Raw genomic sequence first — 10,143 nt, 5'->3', positions numbered from 1 at the left:
GGACCCCCCGAGCCGCGCGGCGGCGCGGAGCGCCTCCCGCTCCGTCCGCGCGCCGGCGAGGTCCGGCTCGGGCTCCGGCGCCGATGGGACGGGGACGCCGATCGCGGCGAGCGCGTCGGCCAGGAGCGGTGCGAGGGGAGCGCCCCGGCCGGACGGACCGGGCGCGGCCCAGACGAACGCGACGGCCTCGCGTCCCGTCGCCGCGGCGCAGAACGCGCGGTGCTGCGCCTCGGCGCGGCGGCCGCCCGAGGTCGCGAGCGCCGGGCGGCGGAGCTGCCGCGCGACGGCGAGCCGCTCCGCGTCCCGGAACAGCGGGTCGGGCCCGGCGGAGGGCGGGAACCTCCCCTCCGCGCACCCCAGCACGACCGCGGCGCGGGCGGAGAGCCCCGGAGCGTCGTCGAGCCCCCAGAGCTCCACCGCGCCCGCCGCAGGCTCGGCCGGCGCGGGCAGCGCAGCCCCCTGGGCCGCGATCCCGAGCAGCGCTCCCCAGGTGCGCGCGTCGAGCCTCGCGGCCCCTCGGCCGGCGAGCGTCAACGCCCGGGAGAGCGCGTCGGCCGCGTCCTCGAGCGCGCGCAGCGCGGCGAGGTCGCGCGCCACGAGCTCACGTGGCCCTCGCGCGGCGCGCCTCCGCACGCCCGTGGCGTCCAGGAACCCCGAGAGCCGGCGCGCGTGCTCGCGCGGCGTCGCGGGCGTCCCGAGCGGCCGGAGCGAGGCCCCGAGCGCCTCGAGGTCCTCCGCGGCGCGGAGGAGCGCGCTCCGCTCGCGCGCGGCCGCGGGCGCGGAGAGCGCGGCGGCGCGGCTCCGCAGCGCGGCGAGCGGCGCGGCGCGGCCGTCGATGGCGCCCGCGCGATCCAGCAGCGCGCGGAGCGAGCCGCCGAGCCCCGTGGGCCCGAGGTAGCTCGACGCCGCGAGCCGCTCGATGACGGCGCGGGTGGGCGCCGCGGCGGCGACGAGCGCGTCGAGCACGGCGCGGACCGGGGGGAGGTCGGCGAGCGCGGGGCCCCGCCCCGCGGCGAAGGGGACGCCGCGCGCGGCGAGCGCGCGCGCGAGCGAGGGGGCCACCTGCCGGGGCGCGGCGGCGATCACCGCGATCTCCTCGAAGGGCACGCCGTCCGCGGCGAGGGCCGCGACGGTTCGCGCCGCGGCGTCTGCCTCGCCCTCCTCGCCCGGCGCCGCCACCGCGATGACCCCGTCACCCTCGAGCTGCCCGGAGGCGCGGCCACCGCCGAGCGCGGCGAGCAGAGCGGCCGGCCCGGGGGCGCGCCCGTCGCCCTCGACGTGCGCGAGCACGACCTCGATCTCGCGCCGCGCGGCGAGCTCGTGCAGCGACTCGACGCGCCTGAGCAGCGGCTCGACGGGCGCGCACACGTCGGGGCGCTCGGGGAAGAACGGCAGGTGGAGCCGCGAGCGGCGCGCGCGCGCGACGAGCGCGGAGAGGAGGTCCCACTCGGCGAGGCTCGCCTCGGCGATCCCCGCGACGACGAGGAGGTCGAGGTCCGCCGTCTCGGGGCAGGTCACCCCGCGCGCCGCCGCGTCGGCCGCGGCGCGCGCCGCGCCGGCGCGATCGAGCGCGCCCGCGCGAGCGAGGCGCGTCTCGTAGGCGGCGAGGACCTCGGCGACGGCTCCCAGGCGCGCGGCCGCGGCGCCGTCCAGCGACCTCGCCGCCGCGCGTGCGTCCGCCGCGCTCACCTCCGCGCGGCGCAGCTCGGCCAGGGTCCCCGCGAGCGCGGCCGCCGTCCCGTCCGTCGCCTCGAGCCCCTCGAACGGCCCCCCCGCGTCTCGCCCCGCCTCGGCGGCGACGAGCCGCTCGGCCAGCGGATCCAGGATCGCCCGCCCGTCGCCCGCGGCGGCCACGAGCGGAACGACGAGGCGATCGAGCGTCGCCACCTGAGGCCCGAACAGGACGCCGTCCTGCGCGTCGCAGAGACGTCGCGCCGCCCTCGCAGCCGCGAGGGGCGTCCTGGCGAGGATGAGGGCGGCCACGAGGAGCAGGATACGAGGGAAGGCTGACGGGGCGGCGTGCGTTCCGGGAGAGATGCAGACGCACACCGGCACCAGGTCCCTCGCCGAGGAGGCCGTCGCGGTCCTCCTCGAGTGTCACGGCCGCCTCCGATCGTTCATCGAGCTGGCGGACCGGCTGGCGGTGGCCGGCGCGATGGGGGCAGAGGAGGTCGCCCGCGCGGCCGCCGGGATCCGGCAGTACTTCGCCGAGGCGCTCCCGCTGCACGCGCAGGACGAGGAGGAGTCGGTGCTGCCGCGCCTAGCCGGGCGCGACCGGCAGGTGGACGCCGCGCTCGTGACGATGCACCGCGATCACGCCGGCCACGCGCTCGCCGTCTCGCACGTCCTGGCGGTGTGCTCGGAGCTCGTCGCCTCGCCGGGACGGCGCGAGGAGCTCGCCCCCGCCCTCATCGCCGCGGTGGCCACGCTCCGGGAGCACTTCTCGCACCACCTCGTGCTCGAGGAGGAGGTCATCTTCCCGGCGCTGCGGACGCTCCTCGGGGACGGGGCCCGGGCGGACATCGCGCGCGAGCTGCGCGCCCGCCGCGATCACTCCTCGCGATAGACGGCGAGCGAGCCCTCGTTCTCCCAGACCTCGACCTTCGACACGCGTACGCGGCCGCCCTCGCGCTCGAGCAGCGCCCGGTTCGCCTCCTCGTAGAAGTGGCGCGCGAGCAGCTCGGCGGTGGTGTTCACCTCGTCGAAGGGCGGCACCTCGTTCACGTTCCGGTGGTCGAACCGGCCGCCGATGTCGCCGACGAGCTTCTGCAGATCCGCGAAGTCGATCACCATGCCGATCCGGTTCAGCTCGGAGGCGCGGGCGTGGACCCGGATCCGCCAGTTGTGGCCGTGGAGCCGCTCGCACTTGCCGCCGTGGAAGCGGATCTGGTGCGCGGCGCTGAACGTGAACTCCTTGGAGACCTCGAAGACGGGGACGCCCATGCGCGGCGCAATATAGCCGCCCTGGCCGGCGAGCGCACCCGCGCATCGGGATCGCGGGATCCCCCCTCCCGCGTTACCATCGCCCCGTGCGCATGCTCGCAGAGGCAGCTCTCATCGTCGCCGCCGGAGCCCTCCTCGGGCTCGCCGGGAACGCCGCGAGCCCGAGACCGGCGGCCCTCGCACGGCCCGTCCACTCGGCCGCGGAGAGCGGCACCGGCATGTGCGCGGTGGCAGGCGCCGCCCCGGCGGCGAGGGCGCCGCGCATCGCGGTCGAGGAGGCGAAGGGGCTCTGCGACGCGTGCAGGGCCGGGTTCGCCGACGCGCGCGGCGCGAGCGAGTTCGCGGCGGGGCACGTCACGAACGCCGTCCACCTCCCGCCCGCCGGCCACCCGGACGAGGCGGTCGCGGTCGCGGCGCTGCGCGCGTACCCGCTCGTCGTCGTGTACGACGGCGACTACACCTGCGCGCTCGCCGACGAGGTCGCGCACCGGCTGAAGCGGGAGGGGCTCCCCGACGTGCGGGTCCTCGAGGGCGCCTGGCCGGCCTGGGTGGCGGCAGGGGGCGCCGGCACGTCCGGCTACTGCCCCGCCTGCCACGATCCCGCGGAGGCTCACCGGTGAAGCCGCTCCTCGCGCTCCTGCGCATCGGCCTCGGCGCGACCTTCCTGTACGCCGCCGCCACGAAGCTCCCGGACATGTCGGCGTTCGCCGAGAACCTCGCGAACTACCGGCTCGTGCCGCCCACGCTCGTCCCCGGCGCCGCCGCGGCGGTGATCGGGATCGAGCTCACGCTCGGCCTGCTGCTCGTCACCGGGCGGCTCGCGCGGGGCGCCGCGCTGGTCGCGACCGGCCTCCTCGCGGTGTTCACGCTGGGCCTCTCGCAGGCGCTGCTCCGCGGGATCGACCTGCGCTGCGGCTGCTTCGGCGGCAACGAGAGCGCGACCTGGCTCACGGTGCTGCGCGACGCCGGCATGCTCGCCGTCGCGCTCGCGCTGCTCCTGCGCGGCCCGGGCCGCCTCCTCCCCGCGCGCCCGGCCCCGGCGAGCGAGCCGCGGCGCGACGCGTCCGCGGCCACCCATGGCTGAATCTCCCGGACCGGCCAGGGGCTCTCCTCGCGCATGAGCACGCACTCCCCGAAGCACCCTGACGCGCACGGCGCAGGCCACGGGCACGGCCATGGCCACGCGCCCGGTCGCGACCGCCACGGCAACCCCGAGGACCTCGACGCCTACCTCGCGCGGCTCGAGGATCCGTCGCGAGTCGAGTGGCAGAAGCCGGACGAGGTGGTCGCGGCGCTGGGGCTCCGGCCCGGCGCCGTCGCCTGCGACGCGGGCGCCGGGCCCGGCTACTTCGCCCTCCGCCTAGCCCGCGCCGTGGGGCAGTCCGGCCGGGTGTACGCCATCGACGTCGAGCCGCGCATGATCGCGCTGCTCGAGGAGCGCGCGCGGGCGGCGGGCATCGCGAACGTCCACCCGCTGCTCGCGCCCGAGGGCGAGGGGCTGCCGCCCGAGCCGTGCGACGCGATCCTCGTCGTGAACACGTTCCATCACTTCCCCGACGGGCCGGGGTACCTCCGCCGGCTGTCGGAGCGGCTGGCGCCGGGTGGACGGATCGTGAACGTGGACTTCCACGCCGGCGAGCTGCCGGTCGGACCGCCGCCGGACCACAAGGTGTCGCGCGAGGACTTCCTCGCCGCCGCGCGCGCGGCGGGGCTCGCGGTCGCCGCGGAGCGGACGTTCCTGCCCTACCAGTACTTCCTCGAGCTCCGGGTCGGTTGAACGGGGGCTGCGCCCCAGCCCCTGCACGCCGGGTCCCGTGCGCCACTGCGGGCGGCTTCGCCGCTGTCGCGGTGGCGCCCCGGCGGGCTCGCTTCGCTCGCCCGTTCGTCGAACATGATCGGCCCGCTCAACCCGCGCCGCCCGGGAGCAGCGCGCGGACCGCGCCGGCGGGGTCGTCGCCCTCGAGCCAGGCGCGGATCGCCGCGACGCCGTGGGCGCCGGCGGCGAGCACCTCCGGCACCCGCGCCGGCGTCACCCCACCCAGCGCGATGACCGGCAACCCCTGCGCCGCGGCCGCGCGCAGCACCGCGAGCCCGACGGGGGGCCCGTAGATGCGCTTCGAGGGCGTGTCGTAGACGGGGCTCACCGTCGCGAAGCTCGCGCCCGCCTCGCGCGCGCGGCGCACCTCCGCCGCGGAGTGGCACGAGACGCCGACCAGCGCGTCCGGACCGAGCAGGTGGCGCGCGTCCGCCGCCGGGATCCCGGCGGCGGGCAGGTGTACCCCGTCGGCGCCCGCCGCCTGCGCCACGTCCACGCGGTCGTTCACGATGAGGCGCTGCCCCGCCGCGCGGCAGACTGCCGCGAGCGCGCGCGCGAGCGCGAGCAGCTCGCGGCCGCCGAGGTCCTTCTCTCGCAGCTGGACGAGCACCCGGCCGGGCGGCAGTCCGACGAGCGCGGCGGTGACGCGCGCGGGGAGATCCCGCGTGAGACTGCGATCCGTGATCAGGTGGACAACGGGAACGCCCATCCGTAAGCTCGCGCGCACGCCATCCTCCTCCCAGAGGTGATCACGTGTCGAGCGACCTTCACAGCTTCCTCGCGTTCCTGGAGGAGCAGAAGGCGAAGCAGGCGAGCCGCTTCCCGACGGTCAAGTACGAGAAGGTCCTGTCCTTCATGGGCACGACCAGCCTCGCGGGGACGTTCGCCTCGGTCTCGGTGAACCGGATCCGCCGGCTCGAGCCCGGTCCGACGGGACGCGACCTCGAGATCCGCCTCGCCGGCCCGATCGTGCGCCGGCCTCAGAAGGGCGAGTCGATCACCGTCCACATGACGCGGGTCGAGCAGTACCAGGGCTACCAGGTGAAGACGCGCGCGCTCTCGACCGGGACGACCGAGCGCGATCTGCTCGAGGAGCTCCCGGACGGCACGGTGGCCGTGAAGGGCGCCCAGATCTTCACCGTCCACCACAGCCCCTACACGCTCAAGTTCTTCGAGAACGTCCCCTTCGAGGACCTGCAGGAGACGCTCGCCGGCGTGCGGTACGCGCTCGTGGGCGTGGGCGAGACGGCCAACATCTCGCCGCGGTTCATCTTCCACCACGAGGTGGACGGCGAGCGGCTCGCGCTCTATCACGGCGACGGCCTCGCCCTGAAGACGTACATGAACCTGAAGGCGAACCGCCACGAGACGCGGCTCGTGCTCGACCTCGACGACTTCGCGGGGTGGGAGCTCCGCGGCGTCGTGGAGGAGTTCGCGCCGCACCAGCACCCGGAGGCCTACGAGCGGATCTGCCAGGGCTTCAGCTCCGGGAACTGGGGCAAGCCCTCCCGCGTGTTCCGCTCGCAGATCCAGTCGATCGCGCGGATCGAGCCCGTCGGGTAGCTCAGCTCCCGATGAGCCCCGTCATCGGGCTCGACGCCGCGGCGTGCAGCTTCGTCGGGATGCGGCCGGCGAGGTGGGCCTTGCGCCCCGCCTCGACGCCCGCGCGCATCGCCTCCGCCATGAGCACGGGATCCCTCGCCTCGGCGATGGCGGTGTTCATGAGGACGGCGACGGCGCCGAGCTCCATCGCGATCGCGGCGTCGCTCGCCGTGCCGACGCCGGCGTCGACGAGCACCGGGACGCTCACCGTCTCCATGATGATCCGGAGGTTGTAGGGGTTCCGGATCCCGAGGCCCGAGCCGATCGGCGCGCCGAGCGGCATCACCGCCGCGCAGCCGACGTCCTCGAGGCGCTTCGCCGTGACCGGGTCGTCGTTCGTGTAGGGCAGGACCGTGAAGCCCTCCTTCACGAGGACCTCGGCCGCCGCGACCAGCCCGACCACGTCCGGGAACAGCGTGCGGCGATCGCCGATCACCTCGAGCTTCACGAGGTCGCCCATCTCGAGCTCGCGGCCGAGCCGAGCGGTGCGGATCGCCTCGTCGGCCGTGAAGCACGCGGCCGTGTTGGGCAGGAGCTTCATGCCCTTCGGGATCCACTCGAGGAGCGACGCCTCGCCCGTCTTGGAGAGATCGAGCCGCCGGACCGCGACGGTGACGAGCTCGGCGCCCGACGCGACGAGCGCGCGCTGCATGGTGGGGAAGTCCGGGTACTTGCCCGTCCCGACCAGCAGGCGACTCGTGAAGGCGTGCTTGCCGATGCTCCAGGTGTCCGCCATCGCTACCCTCCGCCGACGAAAGCGACGATCTCGATCGAGTCGCCTGGTCCGATCCGCTGGGACTCGTAGCGATCCTTCGTCACGACCGCGTCGTTCACCTCGACGGCGACGCGCTGCGCCTTCACGCCGAGGTGACCGAGCAGCCCGGCGACGGTCACGCCCTCCGGGACCTCCCGGAGCTCCCCATTCAGTCGGACCTGCATGCCCCGCACACTTAGAACGCTGGCGCGCGCGCGTCAACGCACCCTCGCGCTCGGCGTGGCCCGCAGCGCTCCGCGAGCTCGCCTTCCAGCTCTGCGTCGACGGGACGAGCCGCGGGAGCGCCGCGGACCTCCTCGCAGCGCCCGAGCACCTGCTCGGCCGCCGCGCGCGACGTCCTCCTCGCCTCCCGGCTGCTGGAGGAGTCCGTCGGCGAGGCGATCGGCAGCGGCGAGGTGCGCATGAGGGAGGACGCGTTCGAGGGCGACGCCGTCAGGACCGCACGACGATCGGTGCCGCGTAGTGAACGAGCTGCGGCTCGGCGTCGACCGGCGCGAGGCGGGCGGCCGCCTCGGACGCCGAGGGCGTCATCATGACGCTGAAGAAGAAGGCGGCCTCGAGTGCGAGCGCGAGAGCGAGAAGCGCGAAACCCTTCATGATCCGTGACCTCCGTACCCACCGCTCTACGCGCGCCCGCCGCGGCTATTTCGCGGCCGAAGGCCTCGCCCCGCAGGGGCCGGCGCCGTCACGAACGCCGGCGTCTCGTCTCTCGCCCGGGCAGCGCGCGACGTGCGCCGTCTCGCTTGCCCGCAGCCGGTGTGCGTGGTTACGTCGCCATCCCCCCGAAGAGGAGAATCGCCCGTGAAAGCTCGCCTCGCCGCCCTGCTCGCGCTCGCGCTCGGCGCCTCCGCCCGCGCCGACGAAGGCATGTGGATGCCGCAGCAGCTCCCCGATCTCGCGGCCCGGCTAGAGAAGCTCGGCTTCACGGGCGACGCCCGGCAGTTCGCGGATCTCACCGGCCAGCCCATGGGCGCGGTCGTCTCGCTCGGCGGCTGCAGCGCGTCCTTCGTCTCCCCCGACGGCCTCATCGCCACGAACCACCACTGCGTCATCGGCGCGCTCCAGTTCAACTCGACCCCCGAGCGCAACCTGCTCGACGGCGGCTACGTGGCGCGGTCGCGCGGGGAGGAGCTCTGGAACGGGCCGGGCGCGCGCGTGTACGTGACCGTCTCGGTGACGGAGGTCACCGACGAGATCACCGGCGGGCTCGAGCCGGGGCTCGGCGACGCGGAGCGCGGGAAGCTCATCGAGCGGCGCGTGAAGCGGCGCACCGCGCGCTGCGAGAAGCCGGGCCTCCGCTGCACCGTCGCGTCGTTCTTCGAGGGCGCGCGCTGGTTCGAGGTGGGCCAGCTCGAGATCCAGGACGTGCGGCTCGTCTTCGCGCCGCCGGCCAACGTGGGCAACTTCGGCGGCGAGACCGACAACTGGATGTGGCCGCGCCACTCCGGTGACTTCTCGTTCTTCCGCGCGTACGTCGGCAAGGACGGCAGCCCGCGGCCGCACGCCGACGACAACGTCCCGTACCACCCGCGGCGCTGGCTGAAGGTGTCGCCGAAGGGCGTTGCGGAGGACGACCTCGTGTTCGTGGCCGGCTACCCGGGGCGCACCCAGCGGCTCAAGACGTACCGCGAGGTGAAGGAGCAGCTGGAGTGGGCGTACCCGGGCACGGTGCGGCGCAACCGGGACCTCCTCGCCATCCTGGAGCGGCTCTCCAAGGAGTCGAAGGAGACGGCCATCCGCGTGAACCCGCGCGTGCGGGGGCTCGCGAACTCGATGAAGAACCGCGAGGGCGTCCTCGAGGGCGCCGCCAGGGGCGGGCTCCTCGAGAAGAAGGCGCAGGACGAGAAGGCGCTCGTCGCGTGGATCGAGGCGGACGCCGCCCGCAAGGCGGAGTACGGCGAGGCGCTCGCCGCGCTCGACCGGATCCAGGGGGAGAAGGAGCGGACGCGGGAGCGCGATCTCGTGTTCCAGTCGCTCACCTCGAGCTCGTCGCTGCTCTCCGCGGCGCGCACCGTCTGGCGGCTCGCCGACGACCGGCCGAAGAAGGATCTCGACCGCGATCCGGCGTTCCAGCAGCGCGAGTGGCCGCGGCTCCGGGAGTACCTCGAGCGCATCGAGCGCAGCCTGGACCTCGGCGCGGACCGCGCGCTCCTGCGCTACGCGCTCGTCGAGGCGGCGGCGCTCCCCGCGGACCAGCGCATCCCGCCGCTCGACGCGGCGGTGGGGCTCGCGCCGGGCGCGCCCCCCGACGAGGCCGGCCGGAGGATCGACGCGTTCCTCGACCGGCTGTACGCGGGGACGAAGCTCGCCGACCGCAAGACGCGGCTCGAGCTCTCCGAGCGGAAGACGACGAAGGAGCTCGCCGCCCGCAAGGACACGTTCCTCGACCTGTTCGCCGCGCTCCGGCCGTTCGAGCGGCAGCTCCGCGAGGAGCAGTACGCGCGCGACGGCGCGCGCTCCCGCGTCGGCCCCGTCTACGCGCGCGCCCTCGTCGCGAGGGCGGGCGGCGTGCTCGCGCCGGACGCGAACGGCACCCTCCGCGTCACCTACGGCGTCGTGAAGGGCGTCTCGCCGCGTGACGGCCTCTACTACCGGCCGCAGACGACGCTCGCGGGCGTGCTCGCGAAGCACCGGGCGGGCGACGAGGAGTTCGACGTCCCGGCCCCGGTGCGCGAGGCGATCCGGGCGCAGCACGCGCGCGGCACGGGCCCCTACGTGGACCCGAAGCTCGGCGACGTGCCGGTGGACTTCCTCTCCAGCGTGGACACGACGGGCGGCAACTCCGGCTCGGCCGTGCTGAACGGCGCCGGTGAGCTCGTGGGGCTGCTCTTCGACGGCACCTGGGAGACCATCGCCTCGGACTTCATCTTCGACGCACCCTCGACCCGCTCGATCCAGGTCGACTCGCGCTACCTGCTCTGGTTCCTCACGGACGTCGCGAAGGCGACGAACCTGCTCGAGGAGCTCGGCGCGCCCGTCGCGGTCGGCGCCCGCTAGCTTCCGGGAG

The 10,143-nt window shown here is 75.4% G+C and carries 11 protein-coding genes and 1 pseudogene; 6 read left to right on the top strand and 6 right to left on the bottom strand.

Going from position 1 to position 10,143, the window contains the following annotated elements; all coding sequences use genetic code 11:
- Nucleotides 1-1,983, bottom strand: a pseudogene (locus MLV88_RS13910) (PD-(D/E)XK nuclease family protein); the annotation flags it as partial.
- Nucleotides 1,984-2,035: 52 nt separating this feature from the next.
- Here MLV88_RS13910 and MLV88_RS13905 point away from each other — a divergent pair.
- A complete protein-coding gene (locus tag MLV88_RS13905; protein WP_242341025.1) occupies nt 2,036-2,566 on the top strand; it encodes a hemerythrin domain-containing protein in 531 nt (176 codons plus the stop codon).
- On the opposite strand, the gene queD is transcribed toward MLV88_RS13905, so the two are convergent.
- Complete coding sequence (gene queD / locus MLV88_RS13900) at nt 2,551-2,943, bottom strand: 6-carboxytetrahydropterin synthase QueD (protein WP_242341026.1); 393 nt, start codon at nt 2,941-2,943, stop codon at nt 2,551-2,553. The genes MLV88_RS13905 and queD overlap by 16 nt on opposite strands.
- 92 nt (nt 2,944-3,035) lie before the next feature.
- On the opposite strand from queD, the gene MLV88_RS13895 reads away from it, so the two are divergent.
- The 3 genes from MLV88_RS13895 to MLV88_RS13885 are packed head-to-tail and all read left to right on the top strand — an operon-like array spanning nt 3,036 to nt 4,720.
- A complete protein-coding gene (locus MLV88_RS13895) occupies nt 3,036-3,563 on the top strand; it encodes a rhodanese-like domain-containing protein (protein WP_242341037.1) in 528 nt (175 codons plus the stop codon).
- A complete protein-coding gene (locus MLV88_RS13890) occupies nt 3,560-4,027 on the top strand; it encodes a MauE/DoxX family redox-associated membrane protein (RefSeq protein WP_242341027.1) in 468 nt (155 codons plus the stop codon). Before MLV88_RS13895 ends, MLV88_RS13890 begins: the two co-directional genes overlap by 4 nt.
- A gap of 33 nt (nt 4,028-4,060) precedes the next feature.
- Nucleotides 4,061-4,720, top strand: a complete 660-nt coding sequence (locus MLV88_RS13885; protein ID WP_242341028.1) for a class I SAM-dependent methyltransferase — start codon at nt 4,061-4,063, stop codon at nt 4,718-4,720.
- A gap of 127 nt (nt 4,721-4,847) precedes the next feature.
- Here the strand turns inward: MLV88_RS13885 and thiE are convergent, their stop codons facing one another.
- A complete protein-coding gene (gene thiE / locus MLV88_RS13880; RefSeq protein WP_242341029.1) occupies nt 4,848-5,468 on the bottom strand; it encodes a thiamine phosphate synthase in 621 nt (206 codons plus the stop codon).
- 44 nt (nt 5,469-5,512) lie between these two features.
- Here thiE and MLV88_RS13875 point away from each other — a divergent pair, with 44 nt between their 5' ends.
- On the top strand, nt 5,513-6,322 hold the full coding sequence (locus MLV88_RS13875) for a hypothetical protein (RefSeq protein ID WP_242341030.1): 810 nt from the start codon (nt 5,513-5,515) through the stop codon (nt 6,320-6,322).
- Nucleotide 6,323: 1 nt separating this feature from the next.
- On the opposite strand, the gene MLV88_RS13870 is transcribed toward MLV88_RS13875, so the two are convergent.
- The 3 genes from MLV88_RS13870 to MLV88_RS13860 form a co-directional block, all read right to left on the bottom strand.
- A complete protein-coding gene (locus MLV88_RS13870) occupies nt 6,324-7,097 on the bottom strand; it encodes a thiazole synthase (protein WP_242341031.1) in 774 nt (257 codons plus the stop codon).
- Nucleotides 7,098-7,099: 2 nt separating this feature from the next.
- Nucleotides 7,100-7,300 (bottom strand): sulfur carrier protein ThiS, encoded by a 201-nt coding sequence (thiS, locus tag MLV88_RS13865; protein WP_242341032.1) that lies wholly within the window; start codon nt 7,298-7,300, stop codon nt 7,100-7,102.
- Nucleotides 7,301-7,568: 268 nt separating this feature from the next.
- Entirely contained in the window at nt 7,569-7,733 is a 165-nt protein-coding gene (locus tag MLV88_RS13860; protein WP_242341033.1) for a hypothetical protein, read from the bottom strand.
- Between the two features lie 204 nt (nt 7,734-7,937).
- Here MLV88_RS13860 and MLV88_RS13855 point away from each other — a divergent pair, with 204 nt between their 5' ends.
- Entirely contained in the window at nt 7,938-10,133 is a 2,196-nt protein-coding gene (locus tag MLV88_RS13855) for a S46 family peptidase (RefSeq protein ID WP_242341034.1), read from the top strand.
- Nucleotides 10,134-10,143: the final 10 nt, after the last annotated feature.

Source organism: Anaeromyxobacter soli, from assembly GCF_022808855.1.
GTDB lineage: Bacteria > Myxococcota > Myxococcia > Myxococcales > Anaeromyxobacteraceae > Anaeromyxobacter > Anaeromyxobacter soli.
Note: the sequence above shows the minus strand (reverse complement) of the source record. Positions and strands in the feature narration are given on the sequence as shown.

Excerpts from the sequence above, each read along its gene's own strand:
- MLV88_RS13905 (WP_242341025.1), top strand. The coding sequence starts at position 2,036 with ATGCAGACGCACACCGGCACCAGGTCCCTCGCCGAGGAGGCCGTCGCG.
- queD (WP_242341026.1), bottom strand. The coding sequence starts at position 2,943 with ATGGGCGTCCCCGTCTTCGAGGTCTCCAAGGAGTTCACGTTCAGCGCC.
- MLV88_RS13895 (WP_242341037.1), top strand. The coding sequence starts at position 3,036 with ATGCTCGCAGAGGCAGCTCTCATCGTCGCCGCCGGAGCCCTCCTCGGG.
- MLV88_RS13885 (WP_242341028.1), top strand. The coding sequence starts at position 4,061 with ATGAGCACGCACTCCCCGAAGCACCCTGACGCGCACGGCGCAGGCCAC.
- thiE (WP_242341029.1), bottom strand. The coding sequence starts at position 5,468 with ATGGGCGTTCCCGTTGTCCACCTGATCACGGATCGCAGTCTCACGCGG.
- MLV88_RS13870 (WP_242341031.1), bottom strand. The coding sequence starts at position 7,097 with ATGGCGGACACCTGGAGCATCGGCAAGCACGCCTTCACGAGTCGCCTG.
- thiS (WP_242341032.1), bottom strand. The coding sequence starts at position 7,300 with ATGCAGGTCCGACTGAATGGGGAGCTCCGGGAGGTCCCGGAGGGCGTG.
- MLV88_RS13860 (WP_242341033.1), bottom strand. The coding sequence starts at position 7,733 with ATGAAGGGTTTCGCGCTTCTCGCTCTCGCGCTCGCACTCGAGGCCGCC.